Genomic DNA, 23,589 nt, shown 5'->3' on the forward strand with positions numbered 1-23,589 from the left:
AGTTTGGTCAGAGTACGAGCGCGCTAAAATCGGCGACATTCTCGATTGTCGCAGCGAGTCGCTTCATCTCGCGCAGACGGTTCTCGCGAATCGCCTCGACATCGCTCATGACCATTGTATTTTCAAAATAAGCGCTAATCGGATGTTCTAGGGCGCGCAATGATGTGATTGCTTGATGATAGTCGCCCGCCTCGACCGCGCGTTCCGTCTCCGGTAACGTCGCTTCGATGGCAGCGTGGAGTTCTTTCTCCTCCGTATTTTCAAACAATGACGGATCGACGTCCCCGGCCTCGCCTTTTTTAGCGATGTTGACGACGCGTGTCAATTGTTCGATGAGCAGTTTCGCCTCGCTCGCGAGCATGGCTTGAACCGCATCCGCTCTCGCATCGAGTCGGTCGATCGCAAGGCCAGTCGTCAAGACGGCGTCAATGACGTCATAACGGACTTGTCGCTCTTGCAGACGATACTTCAAGCGAAGCATGAAGAAGTCCTCGAGTTGCGCCTTGACTTGTTCTTTATCGGCATCGTAAAGTCCTGCCTGAAGTTGCGAATCGACAACTTGTGAAAGTAATTTGTCGAGTGGCAAGGCAATCTTCCAATCCGCCAAAATTTGAACGACCCCTTGGGCTTGGCGACGGAGCGCAAACGGATCTTGTGAACCGCTCGGGATCATGCCGATTCCGAAGAAGGCAGCAATCGAATCCAGTTTATCGGCGAGTGCGAGTACGGCACCCGTCGATGTCGCCGGCGAGGCATCACCAGCAAAGCGCGGCATGTAGTGCTCACGGATCGCCGCGGCCACTTCCGCGTCCTCACCTTGTTGGAGCGCATACTTCTCACCCATCACTCCTTGAAGTTCTGTGAACTCATACACCATTTGGCTGACGAGGTCGAATTTATGGATGGCACCGGCACGCGCCACTTTGGCTGCATCCGCATTGAACAATGGCGCAAGCGTTCCTGCGAGCTGTTCGACGCGACGGACCTTGTCTCCTGTCGTACCCAACTTCTCATGGAAGACGATGCGGTCGAGACGGACGAGTTGTTCGTCAATCTTCGTCTTTTGGTCTTCCTCATAGAAGAAAACGGCATCTGCCAAGCGGGCCCGGATGACCTTCTCGTTCCCTTTGGCAACGTTTTGAAGGTGTTCAGCATTTCCGTTACGGACGGTCACGAAATAGTTTTTGAGCGTTTCACCGATATAAACCGGGAAATAGCGCTGATGTTCTTTCATCGTCGTAATCAAGACTTCTTCTGGAAGTTCGAGATAACGGGCATCGAATTCACCGAATAGCGCTGTCGGCCACTCGACGAGGTTCGTCACTTCTTCGAGCAACGAGGCATCGAGCGGCACGGTCCAACCCTGTTCTGAAGCCAACTCCTCGATTTGACGTTCGATGCGCCCTTTCCGGTCTTCGTACGAAGCGACAACGAACTCGCGTTCAAGCGTCTCAGCGTAGGCAGCCGGTTCCGTGATGACGACGTCACCCTTACTCAAGAAACGGTGACCACGCGTCACGTTCCCCGTCTTCACGCCTTCGATTTCGAAATCAATTTGTTCGGCACCGAACAAGGCGACGAGCCAACGAATCGGACGCATATAGCGTAGGCTGCTCGTTCCCCATTTCATGTTTTTCGGGAACGTCATGCCACGGACGACGTCTTCGAGTGCTGGGAGCAACGTGCTCGTCGGTTGACCTGATTCATGACGGTCGGCGAAGACGTACTCGACACCTTTCTCTTCGGCGAAGTACAAGTCGTCGACCGATAGACCGCGGCCACGGGCAAAGCCGGCGGCTGCTTTCGACCAGTTTCCTTCAGCGTCTTGGGCAATCTTTTTCGCTGGTCCGCGAAGCGTCTCCGTCAAATCTTGTTGGTTCTCTTCCACATCTTTGACGAGAACGGCGAGGCGGCGCGGTGTCGAATAAACGGTGATGGCACCGAATTGGACACGGGCTTCCGTCAAGAAGGTAGTTACGCGTTCCGCCAATTGTTTTTCTGAACGGAGGACGTATTGGGCTGGTAATTCTTCAAGTCCGATTTCTAATAAAAGGTCACGCATCAAGGGCACCTGCTTTCTGTTGGTTCAAAAGTGGGAAACCGAGACGTTCCCGCTCTTCGATAAATTTGGCGGCACAGGCACGGGACATGTTACGGACGCGTTGGATGAAACCGGTCCGTTCTGTCACCGAGATGGCGCCTTTCGCATCGAGAAGGTTGAACGTATGCGAACATTTAAGGATATAGTCGTAAGCCGGGAAGACGAGGTTTTCGTCCAAGGCACGCTTCGCTTCTTTTTCATACGTATCGAACAATGTGAACAACATATCGACGTCCGAGAGCTCGAACGTATATTTTGAATGTTCGAATTCCGGCTGATAGAAGATATCGCCATATTTGAATCCGTCTGTCCAGACGAGGTCAAACACGCTTTCGACTTCTTGGATATATGACGCAAGACGTTCAAGACCGTACGTAATCTCGACGGCAATCGGATCGCACTCGATGCCACCGACTTGTTGGAAATACGTGAACTGAGTGATTTCCATCCCGTTCAACCAGACTTCCCAACCGAGTCCGGCCGCACCGAACGTCGGGTTCTCCCAGTTGTCTTCGACGAAACGGATGTCGTGCTCGAGCGGGTTGATCCCGATCAACTCTAAGCTCTCTAAGTAAAGCTCTTGGATGTTGCTTGGCGACGGCTTCATGATGACTTGGAATTGGTGATGCTGATACAAGCGGTTCGGGTTTTCTCCGTACCGTCCATCCGCCGGACGACGTGATGGCTCTGTGTAACAGACGTTCCACGGCTCGGGTCCGAGACTACGTAGGAACGTCATCGGGTTCATCGTGCCAGCCCCTTTCTCAACGTCATACGCTTGCATTGTCAAACAGCCTTTCGACGCCCAGAAATTTTGTAACGTCAAAATAATTTCTTGCACGGTCATGTGTTTCATATGTGACACCTCCAAAAGTATTGAAACGACAAAAAACGCCCCTATGTGCCATGCACATAGGGACGGGATTACCCGCGGTTCCACCCTACTTGCCTCGAGATGAGGCCACTCTTTGGATTGTGGGCGCTCTGGAATTGCCATTCACTTCAACCTGGCGTTCGGCTTCCACCTTCCCGAACTCGCTGCACCCGCGGTATAAAAGCTACTTGTTTTCCTTCATTGCGCACGCTATTTCATTTGTCTAATCGTAGATTATGGTATCGAATCTTGTCGAAAAAGTCAATCATCGTTCAAGTACAATCGCTGCATTTGGTCGAGGACCCGTTTCGTCTTCAGCCGCAGACCGCTATAGGAGTCCATATACGCATCAAACAGCTGTCGGAGCAGAATCCGTGTCTCTTTCGTGAGCGGAACGTTACTGAATTCGGACAGTTCGTGCCGGCTCATCAAATAGAGCAACTTCGCCAGACGCTCGCTCATGCGAATCGATCCTTCTTCTTGGTGCCGGGCGCAGAGGAAGCCGCCGGCCGTCACCGAGAAGTACATCGGGTCGGTCACATCGTTGCACCGGATGCAGCCGGTCAAGACCGGTGCGACCCCGAGCAAGTGCAAAATGCGCAGTTCGAAGTGATGCGTGATCACTTCCGGATCCATCCCTGCATTGAGCGCCTGCAGGGCGTCGTTCAAGATGCGATAGAGCGGACGGTTCGGGACGCGGTCCTCTACCGTCCGGTCGACGAGTTCGAGCCAATACATGGCGTATGCCATCCGCTCGACGTCTTTTCGGATTTCCGGATAAGACGTGATCACATCCGACGATTTCAATTGGCCTAGGCCACGACTCGCCGGAAAGATATATACCGCTTCGACGAACGGCTGACTCGACGAATGCAGACGGCTGCCCGGCTTTTTCGCCCCTCGTGCCATGACGGCAACTTTTCCGAGCTCTTCGGTGAACAAGGTGACGACTTTGTTCGACTCTCCGTAATTGACGGTCCGAATGACGATTCCCGTGACCTTTTGCAACATGGCTTAATACTCGTCGTCGCGGAAACCGAGGTCGCGGAGTTGGCCCATCTTGTTACGCCAATCTTTTTGCACTTTCACCCATAGGTTCAAATACACTTTCGTCCCGAGGAGCGCCTCGATGTCGTGGCGCGCTTCTGTCCCGATTTCGCGGAGCATCGCACCTTTTTTGCCGATGACGATTCCTTTTTGAGAATCACGCTCGACCATGATCACGGCCTCGACATCAATCATTTCCGAGTTTTCCCGTTTCTTGATCGATTCGATGGCGACCGCGATTGAGTGCGGCACTTCATCACGCGTCTTATGGAGCACTTTCTCGCGAATCAATTCAGAGATGATGAACCGTTCCGGGTGGTCAGTCACTTGGTCGGCCGGATAATACATCGGTCCTTCCGGGAGCAACTTTTTGATTTCTTTAAGGAGCGGTTCGACGTTGTTGCCTTGAAGTGCCGAAATCGGGACGTACGCCGCGAAATCGAGTTGATTCGTATACTGCTCGATGACAGCCGGAATCTCGTCCGGATGAATCAAATCGATTTTGTTCATAACGAGAATGATTGGCGTGTCGAGTCCTTTCAACTTCTCGATGATGAACTCATCGCCGGCGCCGCGCGGTTCCGTGACGTTGACCATGAAGAGGATCGCGTCGACTTCACGGAGTGCGTTCGTCGCGACTTTCATCATGAAATCGCCGAGACGGTGTTTTGGCTTATGAATCCCTGGCGTGTCGATAAAGATGATTTGCGAATCATCCGTCGTATACACACCTTGGACCTTATTGCGCGTCGTCTGCGGCTTGTCTGACATGATGGCAATCTTTTGTCCGATGACCCGATTCAAGAACGTCGATTTCCCGACGTTCGGACGACCGATGATGGACACAAAACCTGATTTAAAATCTTCTTGATACATAGTGCACCTGCTTTCTAAATTTCCAATACGTTCAATCATATAACGAATTTGTCGATTATATAAGGGCCAAAAATGAATAGTGCCGTGATGGCGGCCCCGATCGCTGCGACGAGGACCGACCCGGCCGCGACGTCTTTCGCTTGCTTCGCGAGCGGGTGGATGTCTTTCGTGACGAGGTCGACCGTGCGTTCGACCGCCGTGTTCATCAGCTCGAGCGCGATGACGAGCACGACCCAGCCGAACAGAATCAAGTTCTCGAGTTTCGTCGTCGGGAGCCACCAGGCAAACACGACGACGAGCAGGCTCGATACGAGATGAATCAGCATGTTGCGTTCGGTCCGCACTGCGTGCACGATGCCGTGCACGGCGAACCAGAACGGTTTCACACTTCGCCTCGTTTCAGCTCGAAGTGAGCGAGCACTTGTTCTTGGCGCGCCGTCATCTCCGCTTCTTCCTCGGGCGTCATATGGTCATACCCGAGCAAGTGGAGGAATCCGTGAATCGCCAAGAACCCGAGTTCCCGTTCGAACGAGTGGCCATAATCGGCAGCCTGTTCGCGACAACGTTCGACCGAGATGAGCAAGTCCCCTAAGAGACGGGGCTCGTCTTCATCGAGCATGAAGTCCATCTCGTCTTCTCCCATCTCATCGAAGGCGAAACTGATGACGTCGGTCGCCGTATCTTTCCCGCGCCATTCGCGGTTGATGGCTTGAATCTCATCGTTCGTCAAGAACGTGACCGATAGCTCACTCGGTTCTTCGACGTCTTCTTCCATCGCCGCATGGACCAATATGGATTCAACGAGCTCGATTTGAGCATCCGACAATAAGCCGTGCTCATCGTTCGAAATGATTTGCATGTAAGTCTCCTTCTTTCTTCAGTTCTGGATACTCGATTCGTTCATGGAACAGGCCGGTCAGCGTCTCACACGCGCTTTCCCCGACGCGCCATACTTCTTTCGTCGTCAACTCGCAGTCTTCGAATTGCCCGTCTTGTAGCTTATCACGAATAATCGCACTGACGAGCTGGCGAATCCGTTCTGGTGTCGGTTGCTTCTGTGACCGGACCGCCGCCTCGATCGAATCGACGATCATGACGACCGCCGCCTCGCGTGTCTGCGGCTTCGGTCCCGGGTAGCGGAACCGTGATTCATTGACGTCACGCGTCTCTTTCGCTTTCACATAAAAGAACTTCAAGAGCGATGTGCCGTGATGTTGCTCGGCGATATCGATAATCTCTTTTGGCAACTTATAACGACTCAACAGATCGGCCCCGTCATATGGATGGGCCATGATGATGTCGGCTGATTCCTCCGGTGTGAGCCGGTCGTGCGGGTTGACGCCGTTCTGCTGATTCTCGATGAAATGCAGCGGACGCTCGGTCTTACCGAGGTCATGATAATAACTGGCGACCCGGGCGAGCAGTCCGTCGGCACCAATCGCCTCGCAAGCCGATTCGGCCAAGTTGGCGACCATCATGCTGTGGTGATACGTCCCCGGAGCCTCCATCAACAACTTACGTAACAGCGGATGCGTCGGACTCATCAATTCGATGAGGCGACCCGACGATAGGACGCCGAACCACGGTTCGAGGAACGGCAAGAAGCCGAACGTGAGCACGATGGACAACAGCGCGCTCGTGATGGCGAAACCGGATAAGTAGGCGACCATCTCCCACGTCACTTGCGTGTTGCGCAAGAACAAGAGCGCGAGCACCATGATGATATTGATAATGCCGAGCAACACACCGGACAAGAATAGTCGTTTGCGCTGAATCTTCGGTTCGACGAGGAAGACGGCCAAGAAACTTCCGGTCGCGAAATAGACGACCGTCATGAAGCTCGTGTTTTGCCCGAAACTCGCCACAATCGACCCGGCAATCATCGTGATCAACGCCGAGGCAAGCGCGACCCGTTCATCGACGAGGATACGCAGCAACAGGACGACGAATGCCGTCGGTGCGAGCACGTACGCATATGTCGTGAACTCGATACCGATATAACCGACACCAAAGAAAATGCCGAGCTGTAACAATAATAATCCATAGACAGTAATCAAGATTTTAGGGCGGAGTAACAGTTGTTGAATTTTCGAACGGATTAACATGAACAGAAAACCGATCGTCAACAGTCCGCTCAGTAAGTAAGCCCCGAACAGCGGTGCGAACGAACGATTTGGATCGATAGCCCCTGTCAATTCGAGTTTGCGGTAGATTTCGCGCGTCACGACCTCGCCTTGGTTGACGAGCAACTGGCCTTCTTGAATGATGACCGGTTCGACCGCATCGACCGCCTGCTGTTCTTTCTCACGTGTCGCTTCAGAGTCGAACACGTAGTTCGGTACGATCAATTGATCGCTCAGGCTGTTAGCGATTGCCCGGAACTCAAGTGAGAGCGGTGATTGGTCGACAAGTGTCTCAGCCCGATCTCTCGCTTCTGAGATGGACTGTGAGCTCGTGTCGATGCGGTTACCCATCACTTCTTGAAGCGCCGTCACGGTGACGTCTTCGACCGTACGACGGGTGTTCTCGCTCGCCTCGAGCAGAAGGTTCAGTTCATCATCACCGAGGAATCCGTTCACCTCGGTCGAATTCAAGCGATTTTTGATGTCTGATAGCTCGGTGTCATCTTCCGTCTCTTCGAACGCTGCGAACAGTTGCTCGACTTTGGCGATCTGTTGATCGGCAAACTCGCGCCGCAACGAGAACTGACTGCCGACGCTATTGATCGCATCTTGTCGTAACCGCTCCGTCGCCGTCCGGTCTTCAATCGTGACCGGCGAGCGAATGTCCTGTTCGGCAATCCCGAGCGGCTCGACACTAATGATGGATGGGCGCACCGTAAAGTATAGAATCGCGCCTAAAATGAGAAAAAAGAGGACGGAGATTGTCGCGACCGTCCAATGACGTGCTTGCTGCATCAGTGCCCCCCCTTTTGGTTATGTGAGTTCGTTACTATAGGCGTTAATGATTTTCTTGACGAGCGGATGGCGAACGACGTCGGACGACGTGAAATGTTCAAAATGAATCCCATCGACTCCTTCAAGCAGATGTAACGCTTCTTGCAGTCCTGACGCTTTGCCTTTCGGCAAATCGACTTGCGTCAAATCACCGGTGACGACCATTTTCGAGCCGAAACCGAGTCGCGTCAAAAACATCTTCATCTGTTCTTTCGTCGTATTCTGCGCCTCGTCTAAAATGACGAACGCATCTTCAAGTGTCCGGCCGCGCATGTAAGCGAGCGGCGCGACTTCGATTGTGCCGCGTTCGAGCAATCGGTTCGTCTGTTCGACGCCATAGACGTCAAACAAGGCGTCGTACAACGGACGTAAGTACGGGTCGACCTTCTCTTTCAAGTCGCCTGGCAAGAAGCCCAAGTTTTCACCCGCTTCGACCGCCGGACGCGTCAAAATAATTCGTTTGACTTGGCCTTCTTTCAGCGCACGCGCTGCCAAAACGACGGCCAAATATGTCTTCCCGGTCCCCGCCGGTCCGATTCCGAACACGAGGTCACGTTTTTCAATGGCCCGGACATATCGGCTCTGTCCGACCGTCTTCGCCCGAATCGGTTTCCCTTTGTTCGTCGTGAAGACGACTCGCTCATAATGCTCGAGCAACTCGTCGCCCTTGCCGACCTTGATGTGTTGAATCACACTGATGGCATCGCTTTCGTTCAAGCGAGCCCCTTTTTTAACGAGTTGTTGCAACGTCTTGATAACAGCCTTCGTCAATTCGAGCGTATCGGCCGTATCGGCCTGAATGATTAATTCTTCTCCACGAGGAGTGAGTGCGACCGCGAGTTCTGCTTCGATGGCTTGAAATACCTCGTCCTTCGGTCCGAGGAGCGCCTGCGCTTCGTTCGCATGTTCCATGACGAACGGAATTTTATCAGTCATAATCAATGGTTGTTTCTCCTCCCCATCAGTAGATTGTTCCTTCTTTACTTTAGCACTATCAAGCCGTTCGTGAAAGAAAGACCGTCCATTTCTCCAACAAAAAGAAGCAGTGACACGGAGTCACTGCCTCAGGTTTAACGACGGCGTTTCGACACCGGCGGTTGCAAAATTTCACTCCACACGACCGCTTGCCGAACTTGCTTCATCGAGATGCGCGGTTGTGGCCGCGACTCGGTCGACTCGGAAATCGGTGGAATTTTGACCGTCTGTTCGAACTGGGCACTCACGTGCGGCAGCTCTTCACGTCGACGCGGTGCATGTCGGTCTGTCGTTTCGGCCGGTGCGGCGACACGGCGACGTAGTTTCTGAGGAGCCGGTTTGTCTTGCTTGTTGCGCGGCTCATCGAACGTCGCCTCGACTTCCTTCATCATGTCACCGACCGTATCGAGATAACGTTTCAAATCCGTACTCGGTGGTCGTTCCCCAGTAGATGATGGTTTCTCCATCCGCTTCATGACCGCCGAGGCAATCCCGAAAGCGGCTAAGAGTAGTACCCAGAGTCCATCCATGTCCGTTACTCTCTATCAGATTCGACAGGATGACCGATGGCTTTACGCATTTCTGTATCGGCTTGGACGTTCAAGTAGTTGACGTAATCCATGACCCCGAGTTTGCCATTTCGAAGTGCGTCGGCCATCGCGAGCGGGACTTCCGCCTCGGCCGCGACGACTTTGGCGCGCATCTCTTCGACCGATGATTTCATCTCTTGCTCACGGGCGATCGCCATCGCGCGGCGTTCTTCCGCTTTCGCTTGCGCGATTTTCTTATCAGCTTCGGCTTGGTCGGTCTGGAGGACCGCCCCGATGTTTTTACCGATATCGATGTCGGCGATATCGATTGATAGGATTTCAAACGCGGTCCCTGAATCGAGACCTTTCGTCAATACGGTACGTGAAATCATATCAGGGTTCTCCAAGACGTGCTTATGGTTGTGTTGTGAACCGATCGTCGAGACGACCCCTTCACCGACACGGGCGATAATCGTCTCTTCCCCGGCACCCCCGACAAGACGATCGATGTTGGCACGGACCGTGATGCGGGCTTTCGCCTTCACTTCAATCCCATCCATGGCCACACCGGCGATGAACGGCGTTTCGATGACTTTCGGGTTAACGGACATTTGAACCGCCTCTAACACGTTACGGCCAGCAAGATCGATTGCTGCGGCACGTTCAAACGATAATTCGATATCGGCACGGTGGGCCGCAATCAGGGCGTTGACGACACGGTCGACGTTACCCCCGGCCAAGAAGTGACTCTCGAGCTGGTTCGTGTTCAAGCCGATGCCGGCTTTGACCGCTTTGATGAGCGGGTTGACGATTTTCGATGGGACGACGCGACGGAGTCGCATACCGATTAGTGTGAAGATCGAGACGTGGACGCCAGCGGCGAACGAGCTGATCCACAGCCCGACCGGTACGAACGTGAAGAATACGGCGAGCGCAATCAATCCTCCACCCGAGATGAGTAACGTGGTCAATAGTTCTGGTGTCATTCTGTTACATCCTCCTTAGGCTCTATAAAGTTGCGGACGACAACGCGTCCTGAATCGACTTTATACACCTGAATTTTCGTTTGCGAATCGAGATAGCTACCTTCTGTCACGACATCAATCCGTTCTCCATCAATCTCAGCGGTACCCGCCGGGCGAAGCGGCGTCAACGTGACCCCGACTTTCCCGAGCAACCGTTTGCGGTCATCGTGGGACAAATACCCTTTGTCTGTTGACGTCGAATCGGTCAAAATCAACCCTTTATACATGAGCGATCGATTGGACTGCAGGCGACGATATGCCCAAAATCCGAGCCCGGCGACGATGGCCGTGGCCAATCCGATTGACAACCATAATTGTCCGATTGTGGCACCCGCCATAATCAAACTGGCGACGACCGCCCCAATCCCTAGCACGCCGAACAATCCAAAACCGGCAACGAACACTTCAATTCCTAGAAGGACGATTCCGACAAAAAACACCGTCAGAATCACTCCGAGACCAAATGTCATCGTATTGCAACCCCCTTCCGAGTTCACAAGCTACCTCTTATCTCTAGTGTATACGAAACAAGTTCGCTTTTGGTTTCGGAATACGCAAAAAAAGACAGAAACTTTTGGTTTGACCCAAAAATCTCTGTCTCTCTCATTAATTCGTCAATTGTTGTTTGACAATGCGGTTCACAAGACCACCGTCTGCCTTGCCTTTAACTTGAGGCATGACGACGCCCATCACCTTACCCATATCCGACGGGCCTGTAGCATTCGTTTGAGCAATAGCTGCTTTCACGATTGCCGTGACTTCATCTTCAGAAAGTTGTTCAGGCATATAGGCCTCTAGTACGACAATCTCGTCAGCTACTTTAGAAGCAAGGTCTTCACGACCAGCGCTTTCGAATTCTCGGAGGGAGTCTCTGCGCTGTTTCATCTCTCGGTTGAGCACCGTGAGTTCCTCTTCCTCAGTTAGATCTTGTCGACCAAATTTGATGGCCTCATTTTGGAGCGACGCTTTGACCATCCGGATCGTCGTGAGACGATCTTTTTGTTTCGCGCGCATGGCTTGCTTCATGTCGTCCGTCAAGCGTTCTTGAAGACTCATGAGCTAACACCCTCTCTACAAATGAAACTGAAATTAGAATTTCTTACGCTTACGCGCAGCTTCTGATTTCAATTTACGTTTTACGCTTGGCTTTTCGTAGTGACGACGTTTGCGAACTTCGGCAAGAGTGCCATCTTTCGAAACACCGCGTTTGAAACGACGAAGAGCGTCTTCAAGCGATTCGTTTTTACGGACACGAGTTTCCACTAGTTTTCCCTCCCTCCGAATTACACGACTAAGGAAACGTGTTTCACACGTCATAACATATTATAGTGAAAGTAAGTCGTGCGGTCAACCACTAGTTATTAATAGTCGCTGTCTGAACGTCCACCTGTAACGATGGCGATTCCAGCTGATGCGCCGATGCGCGTCGCGCCGGCATCGATCATCGCTTGTGCGCCTTCGAAATCACGTACGCCGCCTGAAGCTTTAACACCGAGATCTGGTCCGACCGTCTCACGCATGAGGCGGATATCTTCTACTGTCGCGCCGCCTGTCGAGAAGCCAGTCGACGTTTTCACGAAGTCTGCGCCTGCTTTGACTGAAAGCTCAGCCGCTTTTTTGATTTCTTCTTTCGTAAGGAGGCACGTCTCAAAGATAACTTTAACGAGCGTCCCGTTTGCCGCTTCGACGACAGCGCGGATATCGCGCTCAACGAGATCGAAGTCGCCGTCTTTCATAGCACCGATATTGATGACCATATCGATTTCGTCTGCACCGTTTGCAATCGCGTCTTTAGTTTCGAATGCTTTCACTTCTGGCGTGTTAGCTCCGAGTGGGAAGCCGATGACCGTACATACTTTGACGTCGTCATCTGATTTGAGTTGTTCCGCCGCGTACTTCACCCATGTCGGGTTGACACAGACGCTTGCGAATTTGTATTCGAGCGCCTCGGCACAAAGTTTTGTGACTTGATCTTTCGTTGTTTCTGCCTTCAAGGCTGTGTGGTCGATATAACGTGCTAATTCCATCGTAAAATTCCTCCTCTGATGTATCGGTCTGACATATAGGTCTGACATCTAACATATTATCATGTTTTCTTGAAATGTAACAGCTTTCAATTCAGACGAGTTGACGGCGTTTCCGCGTCTGGATCCAACTGTTCCAACTAAAGAAGAAAATGGCAATCCATATACATGTGAACGCAAAAACGTGATAGCCCGTGAACGGTTCATTATAGAGAATGACCCCGATTGCGAGACTGAGCGTCGGTGCGATGAACTGAAGAAACCCGACGAGCGTGAACGGGATATGTTGGGCCCCATACCCGAACAAAAGAAGGGGTAGCGCCGTCATCACGCCTGTCCCGACCAACGCGACCCAAATGACCGGTTCGGTCGTCATCGTCAATCCTCCCTGAGACGTTTGCCAACCCAAGAAAATGATAGCGACCGGAACGACCGCGAGCGTCTCGATGCCGAGGCTGACCGTCGAGGCGAGTGGACGGCGTTTCTTTACCATCCCGTAAAATCCGAACGTACTGGCCAAAATGAACGCGATCCACGGGAACGACCCATACCCGAACGTCAAGACGAGCACGCCGATTGCCGCCACGGTCACCGCCAGCCATTGTACTCGATTTAATGATTCCCGAAAAACAAGCACACCTAACACCATGCTCACGAGCGGATTGATGTAATAGCCGAGTGACGCTTCGATGATATAGCCGTGATTGACCGCCCATATGTAGACGAACCAGTTGGCACTGACGATAAATCCATTCAACATAAAGGCGTTCCTTGTCGCCCGGTGCCGGAGCGCATAGTTGAACTCGGTCCACTGTTTCGTCCATTTCAAGACAAGTAAGATGAAGAGGAACGACCAGACGATGCGATGGGCCAAGATTTGACCGCTCGGTATTTCCTGCAAAAACTTCCAATAAATCGGTAGGACGCCCCACATGACGTAGGCCCCGACCGTTGGCATGACGCCTTTGTTCACTCTGTTCACCCGCTCTCGTAATCAATTATCGTCAGTGTAGTCGATGCGATTAGGACATTCAAGCGAATTCTTTCACCTTGCACACGACAAAAAGAGGCACGCTCGCGAGCGCACCTCGTATCGCTATGCAACTTAGTTCGGAATCGTCGCCACGGTCGCGAGCGCCTGCTCCAAATCTTCAATCAAATCTTGTACATCTTCGAGGCCGACCGAGATGCGGACAAGTCCGTCCGTAATCCCGAGTTCGAGACGGCGTTCCGCAGGGATTGACGCATGCGTCATCCGAGCCGGGACGCTAATCAAGCTCTCGACCGCGCCAAGACTCTCGGCGAGCGTGAAGTACTTCGTCTTCGCGACGACGAGTTCGGCCGCCTCGGCTGAACCGACGTCGAAGGCGATCATTCCACCGAAACCACGTGCCTGCGACAAGTGGACCCGCTTCGCTTCTTCGCTACCGACACTCGGATGCAAGACACGGCTGACTGCTTCATGCTTCGTCAAGTAGTCGACGAGCGCGAGCGCGTTCGCTTCAATCGCTTCCATGCGGACCGCGAGCGTCTTGATGCCGCGAACAACGAGGAAACTGTCTTGTGGTCCGAGTACCGCGCCGACTGAGTTTTGAAGAAACGCCAAACGCTCTCCAAGCTCTTCCGTGCGGGCAACGACGAGACCGGCGACGACGTCGCTATGGCCGCCTAAATATTTTGTGGCGCTATGAAGCACGTAGTCTGCCCCCAATTCGATTGGGTTTTGGAAGTACGGTGTCATGAACGTGTTGTCGACGACGAACAGGACGTCCGCCTCGTCAGCGATGGCGCGGATGAGACGCATGTCCGTCACGTTCAACAACGGGTTCGTCGGTGTCTCGACGTAAATCATTTTCGTGTTCGGCTGGAGCGCTTCACGGACCGCTTGCGTATCGGCCGTATCGACAAAAGTTGCCTCCAAGCCAAGTGATTGAAATACTCGATTGAATACACGGTACGTTCCCCCATATACGTCAGAACCGACGATAACGTGGTCCCCTGATTTCATTAACATTAAAATCGTCGAGATGGCTGCCATCCCAGAACCGAACGCAAACCCGCTAGCACCGCCCTCGATATCGGCGATGAGCGTCTCAAGTGCCGTCCGTGTCGGGTTGGCCGTCCGGGAATATTCATACCCTTCGCGGAGATTGCCGATGCCGTCTTGCTTATACGTGCTCGTCTGATAAATCGGTGGTGTGACGGCTCCCGTCAACGGGTCCGTTGTTTTACCGCCGTGAATGAGTGCTGTTTTTGTACGCATATTCTGCCTCCTTGACTATTCCTTGACTTAAATAACGTTCGACGCTGTCCGGTAAAATCGTCACGATGACGCCTTCTGTCATCTGGGCCGCTTCTTTTACGCATGCCGCGATGGCCGCTCCGGATGAACTTCCGACGAGCAAACCTTCTTGTTTGGCGAGGTGGGCGACATAATAGAACGCCTCTTCGTCCGTAATCGTGTAAATCCCGTCGACGAGGTCGCGCGGCAAGAACGCCGGCCACGCCTCGACGCCGATGCCTTCTGTCTTGTGCGGTCCTGGTGCTCCACCGTTTAAAATCGACCCTTCCGGCTCGACGACGATCGTCTTCGTCCCGTTCGGCCGCAACTTGCTCGCGACACCTGTAAACGTCCCCCCTGAGCCGGCCCCGGCGATGAACACATCGATGTTCGGCAGGTCGGCCTGAAGCTCGAGCGCGAGCGTGTCGACGTATGCGTCCGGATTATCCGGATTCGAGAACTGTTCCGGCACATAGGCGTCATGTTCGATGGCAAGCTCTTTCGCCCGCGCGATGGCACCTTTCATCCCGAGCTCCGTCGGCGTGTTGACGACGGTCGCCCCGAGGAGCGCCATGAGCGCTTGCTTCTCTTGACTGAACTTCTCCGGAGTGACGGTCATCAACTTGATGCCGTGACGTTGACAGGCGAGCGCGAGCCCGATTCCGGTGTTCCCGGCCGTCGGTTCGACGACCGTTCCCCCGCGTTCAAGTTGTCCACGTTCAAGCGCCCGTTCAATCAATTGCAGACCGAGCCGATCCTTGACACTTCCGCCCGGGTTCATCATCTCGAGCTTGCCGTACACTTTGACACCAGGAGGAACCGGTAACGTCCGCAATTCGAGAAGAGGCGTCTCCCCGATCAATTCATAGACGCTTTGGACAATCATTTACGCTTCGTCCTTGAAGATGATGTGCCACTCGTCACGCTTAGCAAGCATGTCGGCCGCGAGCTTCTTCGCGCCCTCGAAATCGTGATGGTTCGCGCTCCCGCATTGAATCGGGTTTTGCGCTGGAAGTTCTGTCGCATTCGCTGCGTCGCGGAGTGTCGCTTCAACGAGGTCGAGCATCGCTTCGTAATCCCCGTCGTTCAACATCGTCCAATAGAAGCCTGTCTGGCAACCCATCGGCGAGACGTCGATGATTTGATTCGAGTGGCTACGGCTGTTTTCAGCAATCAAGTGCTCGAGCGAATGGACGGCGCGCATCGGCATAAGCCCTTCGTTCGGTTGAATAAAGCGAATGTCATATTTATAAATCGTATCGGCCGTCCCTTTCTTCACTCCAGCTAAACGGACGTAAGGCGCTTGTACTTTTGTATGGTCTAAATTAAAGCTTTCGACTTTATAACTTTTCATGATTGAGTTCCTCCTGATTGTTTCGTGGCCACGACGAGCCAGACGAATTTATTTTTTTGCGTGAGCGTAACCGTATAGCCGTTTGCTTCGAGCATCGCTTGAATCGTCTGGGTATATGGATAAAACTCTCGATTCAAATCCTCGAGTAAATCGGTATAGCCGTTCGCTTCGGCCCAGTCCAAGATGTCCCGTTTCGCTGTTTGCGAGGCGAACATCGTATCGAGCAAGACGAAGCGCGGGGCGTCGAGGTGTTCGACGTAACTTCGAATCGCCGTCCGTTTCTCATCATCCGTCAAATGATGGAACGCATAGGATGACACGATTGTATCGACCTGTTGATCCGTCGGATAGTTGAGAAAGTCACCGTCGACGATATCGAGCTGTAACTTCTCGGCCGCGACGGCCCGCATTTCCGGAGACGGTTCGACCGAAATCAATTCGTGGCGCTCCAAGATTTTTGCACTCAAGTTCCCTGTCCCGCTTCCGAATTCCATGACCCGGCCTTCTAATTGGTTGACGACCTCGTTGAGCATCGTCTCGTACCCGGCGAACACTTCACGATACTGTTCGTCATGTCCGGTCACGGTCGCGTCATATTCTGACGCCCATTCCTTAAAAATGTCCATGAATTGTAATCCCATGTTGTCACCCCATCATCTTTATTCCGACTATATCGATAAGTTTTATATGATTTATCTACTACAGACTGTATCAACTTTAGATTAAAATCTCAAGCGAATTGCCCATATTGTTTGAGAGAGATGAATTATTTATTGTTAATCCGATGAAAGAGTCAGGAAATGAGAAAAGACCTATCCACATTTTAACGTGGATAGGTCCAAAGTAATTGTCAGAATCTTTTAATTTGTTCAAATTCATTACCCTATCGTTTAAAAAATAGGAAGAATTTTGGTTTGAAATCCGCTATCATTTTCCACAAATGGATTTATTTTTTCAAAAAACGATTGGAGGATACTAAATTGCCACAACCGAAATTTTATTTGAACGTCTCCCTCGCGACTTGCCTCGCGTTGACGCCCGGCCTACTCGGCCTCGGCGCAGAACCTGTCCTAGCCAAGCCATCCGTCAAACAGAGCGTGAGCTCGACCGACAAGCATGAGAAATTACGCGTCGTCGTCGAACTCGTCGGGGCCCCGGCCATCGAACAAGCCAAGAAAAAAGGTAAAAAATTCAACGAGTTGACGAAAACGGAGAAAGACGGTGCTCAAAAGCTCGTCAAAGCCGAACAGAAGAAAGCGAAAACTGCGATCTCAAAAAAAGGCGTCAAAGCCGTGACGCTCGAAGAGTTCACGACCGTCTTCAACGGTTTCAGTACGATGCTCACAGCGACCGATGTCAAAAAGGTCGAGGCGTTGCCTGAAGTCGCAAGCGTCCACGTCGTCAACGAGTACGAACGTCCAGAAGTCAAACCGGACATGGTCACGAGTAACGGCATGGTCCAATCACAGCAGACGTGGGGCGATTACGGGTTCACGGGTGAAGGGACGATCGTCGCTGTCATCGATACAGGTGTCGACGCCGACCACCGCGATTTCCGTCTCACTGATGACTCAAAGGCCGAATTATCTCAAACAGAAGTCGAGACGGCCGTCAGCACGTTCGGTATGCCTGGAGCTTACATAAACGAGAAAGTCCCATACGCCTATAACTATTATGATGAGAACGATGATATCCGTGACGATTCACCTGGTGCCTCGATGCACGGGATGCACGTCTCGGGTACGGTCGCTGCCAACGGGGATGAAGCGGCCGGTGGCTTGAAAGGTGTCGCTCCTGAGGCACAAGTGCTCGGGCTCAAAGTATTCAGTAACGATCCGAACTACGCTTCGACATATGGCGATATTTACATCAAAGCCATCGATGATGCCATCAAACTCGGTGCGGACGTCATCAATATGAGTCTCGGCTCAACGGCCGGATTCGTCGATGCCGACTCACCGGAGCAACAAGCCGTCCAACGCGCCGTCGATAACGGTGTCTTCATGTCAATCTCGGCTGGAAACTCGGCCTACTTCGGCAATGGGTATGACCTGCCTTATGCCAATAACCCGGACACGGGCGTCGTCGGTGCCCCGAGTGTCAGCTCGGCGTCGACATCTGTCGCTTCGCTCGAGAACGATCAAATTCAATTGGACGCGTTCTCGGTCAAGTCGGGTGACGCCACAGACAAAATCGGTTGGAAAAAACAAGACGGTCCCGCTTTCACACAAGGCAACTACGACCTCGTCTACGTCGGCGACGGCCAACCGAGCCAATACGTCGGAAAAGACGTCAAAGGAAAAATTGTCCTCGCGGTCCGCGATGGCGGTTACTTCTATTCAAACATTCAACAGACAGCCGAAGCGAACGGCGCGGCTGGCGTCATCGTCCGCGGAGCCGTCGGTCACGGCGATTATGTGAGCATGGCACTGGCCAACCCAAAAATCCCGATGGCCTCGCTCAGCATCAAAGACGGGAACACGTTGCAACAACGTCTCCTCGCTGGTGAACAGATGACGATCGGCTTTGCCGGCGATCGCCTCAGCGTTGTCAACGGTGCGGCCGGTCAGCTCTCGAACTTCACGTCGTGGGGCATGACACCAAACCTCGACTTCAAGCCAGAGATTTCAGCACCGGGCGGACAGATCTTCTCGACGTTGAACGATAACCAGTACGGCTTGATGAGCGGTACATCGATGGCCGCCCCACACGTGGCCGGCGGAGCCGCCCTCGTCCTCGAGCGCGTCGACCGCGACTTCAGTTTGACGGGCACGGCACGTGTCACGATGGCGAAGAACTTGCTCATCAACACGTCGAAAGCGGTCACGGATATCGGACCGCTTAACAAACAGTTGCAACAGAACCTTCCGTACACGCCGCGTCGTGGTGGAGCCGGTCTCATGCAATTGCACGCTGCCGTCTCGACACCGGCGATCGCATACGAGAAGAAGACGAAAGAAGCTAAAGTCGCGCTCAAGGAATTGAACCGCAGCAAAGCGACGTTCACGCTTGTCGTCGAGAACTTGTCGGACAAGGCCGTATTGTATAACGTATCTTCGTCACTCCAGACCGACCTCGCCATCGAGCAGACGGCCGGACTCGTTCAGAACGCGATGGAAGCCCAAGCGCTCGAGAATGCAAAAGTGACGGTCAACGGTAAGAAAGTCAGTACGGTCAAAGTAAAACCGAACGCAAAAGTAGAGCTCAAAGTCGCACTCGACGTCTCGAAAGCGAAAGTGCTCAATCCGAAAACGCTCGACGGTCTCGTACCGGCGAAAGACGTCTTCGAGAACGGTTACTTCGTTGATGGATTCGTCCGCTTGACGGACGTCAACGGTGCTGAGGGCAACCCGTCACTCGTCGTACCGTTCGTCGGTTTCGAAGGAGACTGGGGCAAGGCGCCAATCTTCGATGCCTCGATCTATGAAGACGGCTCGTTCTACGAAGTGTCAGGTATGGTCGATCAGACAGGGAACTATCTCGGTTCGAGCCTCGACGAATCGGTCTCTGCCGACGCGATCGCCTTCTCACCAGACAAAGACGGTTCAAAAGATGTTGCCGCACCGGTGTTCTCGTTGCTCCGTAACGCCAAGGACGTCAAGTATCGCATCGTCGACGAGGCCGGTAATGTCGTCCGGACGTTGTTCCAAGATGAAGAGCTTCGTAAAAACTACTTTGACGGCGGTGCCAACACGCCTTATTACTACTCGGCCGCTTACACATGGGATGGTCAGTTGAACGGCAAACCAGCCCCGGCCGGCAAATACTTCTATGAAATCGAAGGCAGCATCGATTACATGAAGAAACAAGCACAGACGCTTCGCTTCCCGGTCAAAGTCGATTACACGGATCCGACGTTCACGACGAAATGGCAAGGGGACAGCTTGGCGGTCCAAGCGAAAGATGAATTCTCTGGAATCCATTCGGTCGAGTACTTCTTGAACGGGAAATCTGTCGCCAAGCAAGCTGATGGCAAAGCCTATACGTTCACAGGCGTCAGTGAAGCCGATCAAGTCAGTGTTCGCGTCGTCGACCACGCCGGCAACAGCACGACGAAGACGGTCGCTTACTCGACAGACGCGGATAAGCCGGGCGTATTCGTGAACGCCCCGCTCGCTTTGACGCCATACGCGACATCGGTCGTCCCGGTCGCTGGAACGATTCAAGACGCATCTGCGATCCAGTCGTTCCAAGTCGACGGTGTTGACGTGCCGCTCACATGGGACGATGCGAAGAAAGAACACGTCTTCAACACGACGCGGACGTTCGCGGACGGTGTCCATAAGTTGCGGTTCGTCGCGGAAGATGCGGCAGGCAACGTCGCCAACTTCCAACGCGCGATTTTCGTGGATACGACACCAGCCAGCATCGAACTTGGAAAACTGCCGAAAAAGATCGGTAAAAAACAAACGTCGGTCGACGTCGCTGTGACGGTGAAAGACAACTTCGACGAAGTGAAACTCGTCGTCAACGGTGACTTGAAATTCAGCCAGGCGCTGAAAGCCCCGTATGAGATGCGTTCATTCGCGAAAACACAGACGGTCACACTTCCTGTGACGTCAGGTGAGAACACGTTCACGTTCGAGGCGACCGACCTCGCCGGTAACGTGACGACGAAGACGATCACACTCGTCAAATAATAATTCGACAGGCTCGCGCCCAAATCGCGAGCCTGTTTTTTCTAGGTACAAAAACGGCTCCCGCATCCGCGAGAGCCGTTTGATGTGTTAATTCAATTCGAGCGCATAAGAGACAGCGGCGAGCGCATAGAGCGGCGCGGTCTCCGAACGCAAGATGCGTGGTCCGAAAGCACAGGCCTGTGCCCCGCGTTCCGTCCACTCATTCACTTCACTTTCGTCAAAGCCGCCTTCCGGCCCGACGATGAGCAGGAGCTTCACCCCAGGTCGAAGTGCTTTCAACACCGTCGCAAACGCTGCTTGCTCCCCTTGCTTCGCTTGTTCTTCATAGGCGATGACGACGGCATCGAACGAATCGATGCGGTCCGTCAGTTCCCGTGGTCTGATGTGTTGGCACATCGGAACGACGGCGCGGTACGACTGTTCTGCCGCTTCCTGCATGATTTTCTGGAGCCGTTCGACTTTTTTCGGTGCCTTTTTGGCGTCCCATTTGGCGACCGAGCGCTTCGATTCGAACACCCAGAAGTGATGCATGCCGAGCTCAGTCCCTTTTTGGGCGACGAGTTCGATTTTATCGCCTTTCGGAAGCGCATAGGCGAGCGTCACGTCGACGGGAAGTTCGGTCGTCGCTTGACGGCGTTCGAGCACCCGGGCCGTGCCCGTCTTCTTCTCGAGCGTCACGACCTCAGCCTCATATTCGAGGCCGGTACCGTCTAAAAGCACCATGCGATAACCGGGCGTCTCCCGGAGCACTGTCCCGATATGATGGACGACGTCGGCCGGTAAGGTGGCCGTGTCATTAACAAATGACTCACGCGGTAAAAAGTATCGTTGCATGGCTCATCCTTTCTTCGCGATGATGGCGACCCAGTCTTCCATGACCCGTGTCTCTTCAATCGCGAATCCGGACGCCTTGAGCGCCTCTGTCACCTCGGCCCGCTTCTGTCCGATAATACCCGACGTGATGAAGTAGCCGCCCGGTTTGACGCGCGCATATGCATCATCGATGAACAGCATGATGACGTCGGCCAAAATATTGGCGACGACGAGGTCATACTCCCCCGTCATCCCTTTCAACAAGTCACCCGTCTTCACGTCGATGACGTTGCCGACACCGTTCGTCTCGACGTTTTGACGCGCCGATTCGACGGCGACCGCATCCAAATCGAGTGCCTCGACCCGTTCGGCGCCAAGCTTCGCAGCAGCGATGGCGAGGACACCTGAACCCGTGCCGACATCAATCAATCGGTCACCCGGTCGGATATAGTTCTCGATCGCCTGAATGCAGAGCATCGTCGTCGGATGCGTCCCCGTCCCGAACGCCATCCCCGGATCGAGCAAGATGACGTTCTCTTCCGGTTGTGGCTCGTAATCTTCCCAAAGCGGAACGATCGTCAAATGTTGTGAGATTTTGACGGGCTTGTAGTACTGCTTCCACGAATGGGCCCAGTCCTCTTCGTCCATCTCGACGACCGTCACGTCGCCGGTGCCGATATCGAGCACATGACGCAAGCCATCCACTTCTTTTTTGAACGCAGCGAGCGTGTCTTGAAAATCACCTGAGGCCGGTACGTATGCTTTCACATAAACACCGGACGTCGGATACGATTCGCGGCCCGACACGTCCCAAATCTCGCCGAAATGGTCTTCGGCCATCATCTGGTCGTAATCTTCGACGTCCTCGATGACGACCCCTTGTGCCCCCACTTCATGTAGTAAATTCGATACGGCTTCGACTGCCTGCTGTGTCGTGTGAACACAAATTTCAGACCATTTCATTGTTTGAACACGCTCCTTTTACTGACTAAAAAACTTCTTCATTTTTTGGAACAGGCCGTGTTGTTCTTCGACGCCTGCTTCTCCGCTAATCTCTTCGAATTCACGGAGCAATTCTTTTTGACGGTCGGTCATGTTCGTCGGCGTCATGACGACGATATTGACGTACTGGTCGCCGTTGCCGCCGCCGCGGACGCTCGGCATCCCTTTGCCGCGCAACCGGAATTTCGACCCGGTCTGCGTGCCGGCTGGTACTTTTAGGCTCACCTTGCCGTGGACGGTTGGCACTTCTAGCTCGGCACCGAGTGCTGCTTGTGCGTATGTGACCGGCATCTCCATCGTGATGTGTTGGTCGACCCGTTCAAAGATCTCGTGGGCCCGGACGCGGACGACGATGTATAGGTCACCGGCTGGCCCGCCGTTATAACCTGGGCCGCCTTTACCGGAGAGACGGATTTGTTGGCCGTTGTCAATCCCGGCTGGAATCTTGACTTCGACTTGCTTCTGTTTCTTGACGTGGCCAGAACCATGGCACGTTTCACATTTTTCTTTGATCGTCTTCCCGCTGCCGTGACATTGGCTACACGTCCGCTGGTTGACCATCCGCCCGAGAATCGTGTTCTGTTCAACCGTCTCGACGCCGCTACCGCCACAACGGCCACACGTCTCTGGTTTCGTCCCTGGTTTGGCACCGCTGCCCATGCACGTGTCGCATTCGACTTCAATCTCAAGGTCGATTGTTTCCGTCTTACCGGTCACGCTCTCCATGAAATCGAGATCGACGACGTATTGATAATCTTCGCCGCGACGTGGAGCGTTCGGGTCTTGACGACGTCCCCCACCGCCACCGAAGAACATGTCAAAGATGTCACCGAAGCCACCTTGGAAGTCGCCACCGCCACCGAATTGGCTGGCCCCTTCAAAACCGAAGCGGTCATACTGGGCCCGTTTCTGCTCGTCTGACAGCACTTCATACGCTTCTCCGAGCTCTTTAAATTTATCGGCCGCATCCGGCTCTTGGTTGATGTCTGGGTGATATTGTCGTGCGAGCTTACGATACGCCCGCTTGATGTCTTGTGCCGAGGCCGATTTATCCAGGCCAAGCACTTCATAATAATCTCGTTTCGCCACG

At 53.4% G+C, this 23,589-nt stretch carries 23 protein-coding genes; 1 reads left to right on the plus strand and 22 read right to left on the minus strand.

Translation table 11 applies throughout. The features are described 5' to 3' along the window. Positions 1-7 precede the first annotated feature (7 nt). The 19 genes from glyS to KNP72_RS01435 form a co-directional block, all read right to left on the minus strand. Positions 8-2,062 (minus strand): glycine--tRNA ligase subunit beta, encoded by a 2,055-nt coding sequence (glyS, locus tag KNP72_RS01345; RefSeq protein ID WP_214831870.1) that lies wholly within the window; start codon positions 2,060-2,062, stop codon positions 8-10. Beyond that, a complete protein-coding gene (glyQ, locus tag KNP72_RS01350; RefSeq protein WP_370447070.1) occupies positions 2,055-2,948 on the minus strand; it encodes a glycine--tRNA ligase subunit alpha in 894 nt (297 codons plus the stop codon). Before glyQ ends, glyS begins: the two co-directional genes overlap by 8 nt. Positions 2,949-3,236: 288 nt before the next feature. Continuing rightward, positions 3,237-3,986, minus strand: coding sequence for a DNA repair protein RecO (recO, locus tag KNP72_RS01355; protein WP_021065692.1), 750 nt, complete (start codon positions 3,984-3,986; stop codon positions 3,237-3,239). Positions 3,987-3,989: 3 nt separating this feature from the next. Continuing rightward, on the minus strand, positions 3,990-4,898 hold the full coding sequence (era, locus tag KNP72_RS01360) for a GTPase Era (protein WP_029595225.1): 909 nt from the start codon (positions 4,896-4,898) through the stop codon (positions 3,990-3,992). Between the two features lie 35 nt (positions 4,899-4,933). Further along, complete coding sequence (locus KNP72_RS01365) at positions 4,934-5,284, minus strand: diacylglycerol kinase family protein (RefSeq protein WP_214802733.1); 351 nt, start codon at positions 5,282-5,284, stop codon at positions 4,934-4,936. Continuing rightward, positions 5,281-5,757: an rRNA maturation RNase YbeY gene (gene ybeY / locus KNP72_RS01370; protein ID WP_029595223.1), complete on the minus strand. Its 477-nt coding sequence runs from the start codon at positions 5,755-5,757 to the stop codon at positions 5,281-5,283. The genes KNP72_RS01365 and ybeY overlap by 4 nt, the downstream gene beginning before the upstream one ends. Further along, positions 5,735-7,816, minus strand: coding sequence for an HD family phosphohydrolase (locus KNP72_RS01375; RefSeq protein WP_021065688.1), 2,082 nt, complete (start codon positions 7,814-7,816; stop codon positions 5,735-5,737). The genes ybeY and KNP72_RS01375 overlap by 23 nt, the downstream gene beginning before the upstream one ends. 18 nt (positions 7,817-7,834) lie before the next feature. Next, positions 7,835-8,791 (minus strand): PhoH family protein, encoded by a 957-nt coding sequence (locus KNP72_RS01380; RefSeq protein ID WP_029595222.1) that lies wholly within the window; start codon positions 8,789-8,791, stop codon positions 7,835-7,837. Positions 8,792-8,925: 134 nt separating this feature from the next. Next, complete coding sequence (locus KNP72_RS01385; RefSeq protein WP_021065686.1) at positions 8,926-9,360, minus strand: hypothetical protein; 435 nt, start codon at positions 9,358-9,360, stop codon at positions 8,926-8,928. Positions 9,361-9,365: 5 nt separating this feature from the next. Next, on the minus strand, positions 9,366-10,346 hold the full coding sequence (gene floA / locus KNP72_RS01390) for a flotillin-like protein FloA (protein ID WP_021065685.1): 981 nt from the start codon (positions 10,344-10,346) through the stop codon (positions 9,366-9,368). After that, positions 10,343-10,855, minus strand: coding sequence for an NfeD family protein (locus KNP72_RS01395; RefSeq protein WP_214831872.1), 513 nt, complete (start codon positions 10,853-10,855; stop codon positions 10,343-10,345). The genes floA and KNP72_RS01395 overlap by 4 nt, the downstream gene beginning before the upstream one ends. 136 nt (positions 10,856-10,991) lie before the next feature. After that, positions 10,992-11,441, minus strand: coding sequence for a GatB/YqeY domain-containing protein (locus KNP72_RS01400; RefSeq protein ID WP_021065683.1), 450 nt, complete (start codon positions 11,439-11,441; stop codon positions 10,992-10,994). 33 nt (positions 11,442-11,474) lie between these two features. After that, the gene (rpsU, locus tag KNP72_RS01405; protein ID WP_029334745.1) at positions 11,475-11,669 is read right to left on the minus strand and encodes a 30S ribosomal protein S21; all 195 of its coding nucleotides are present in this window, start codon (positions 11,667-11,669) and stop codon (positions 11,475-11,477) included. Between the two features lie 77 nt (positions 11,670-11,746). Continuing rightward, positions 11,747-12,412 (minus strand): deoxyribose-phosphate aldolase, encoded by a 666-nt coding sequence (gene deoC / locus KNP72_RS01410; RefSeq protein WP_029595219.1) that lies wholly within the window; start codon positions 12,410-12,412, stop codon positions 11,747-11,749. Positions 12,413-12,503: 91 nt separating this feature from the next. Then, positions 12,504-13,382, minus strand: a complete 879-nt coding sequence (gene rarD, locus KNP72_RS01415) for an EamA family transporter RarD (protein ID WP_021065681.1) — start codon at positions 13,380-13,382, stop codon at positions 12,504-12,506. A 132-nt stretch (positions 13,383-13,514) separates the two neighbouring features. Continuing rightward, on the minus strand, positions 13,515-14,672 hold the full coding sequence (locus KNP72_RS01420; RefSeq protein ID WP_021065680.1) for a bifunctional cystathionine gamma-lyase/homocysteine desulfhydrase: 1,158 nt from the start codon (positions 14,670-14,672) through the stop codon (positions 13,515-13,517). Next, a complete protein-coding gene (locus KNP72_RS01425) occupies positions 14,638-15,576 on the minus strand; it encodes a PLP-dependent cysteine synthase family protein (RefSeq protein WP_214831874.1) in 939 nt (312 codons plus the stop codon). The genes KNP72_RS01420 and KNP72_RS01425 overlap by 35 nt, the downstream gene beginning before the upstream one ends. Further along, positions 15,577-16,044, minus strand: coding sequence for an S-ribosylhomocysteine lyase (locus tag KNP72_RS01430; protein ID WP_021065678.1), 468 nt, complete (start codon positions 16,042-16,044; stop codon positions 15,577-15,579). Next, entirely contained in the window at positions 16,041-16,685 is a 645-nt protein-coding gene (locus tag KNP72_RS01435; protein ID WP_214831875.1) for a class I SAM-dependent methyltransferase, read from the minus strand. Before KNP72_RS01435 ends, KNP72_RS01430 begins: the two co-directional genes overlap by 4 nt. A 339-nt stretch (positions 16,686-17,024) precedes the next feature. Here KNP72_RS01435 and KNP72_RS01440 point away from each other — a divergent pair, with 339 nt between their 5' ends. Then, positions 17,025-20,684, plus strand: a complete 3,660-nt coding sequence (locus KNP72_RS01440) for a S8 family serine peptidase (protein WP_214831876.1) — start codon at positions 17,025-17,027, stop codon at positions 20,682-20,684. Positions 20,685-20,771: 87 nt separating this feature from the next. Here the strand turns inward: KNP72_RS01440 and KNP72_RS01445 are convergent, their stop codons facing one another. From KNP72_RS01445 to dnaJ, 3 genes are read right to left on the minus strand one after another with little or no spacing between them, the layout of a single operon-like run. Continuing rightward, positions 20,772-21,518, minus strand: a complete 747-nt coding sequence (locus KNP72_RS01445) for a 16S rRNA (uracil(1498)-N(3))-methyltransferase (protein ID WP_214831877.1) — start codon at positions 21,516-21,518, stop codon at positions 20,772-20,774. 3 nt (positions 21,519-21,521) lie between these two features. Further along, positions 21,522-22,460 (minus strand): 50S ribosomal protein L11 methyltransferase, encoded by a 939-nt coding sequence (prmA, locus tag KNP72_RS01450; protein ID WP_029595213.1) that lies wholly within the window; start codon positions 22,458-22,460, stop codon positions 21,522-21,524. An 18-nt stretch (positions 22,461-22,478) separates the two neighbouring features. Then, the gene (gene dnaJ, locus KNP72_RS01455; protein WP_214831878.1) at positions 22,479-23,588 is read right to left on the minus strand and encodes a molecular chaperone DnaJ; all 1,110 of its coding nucleotides are present in this window, start codon (positions 23,586-23,588) and stop codon (positions 22,479-22,481) included. Between the last annotated feature and the right edge of the window lies 1 nt (position 23,589).

The sequence above is a fragment of the Exiguobacterium sp. s152 genome, assembly GCF_018618335.1.
Lineage (GTDB): Bacteria > Bacillota > Bacilli > Exiguobacteriales > Exiguobacteriaceae > Exiguobacterium > Exiguobacterium chiriqhucha.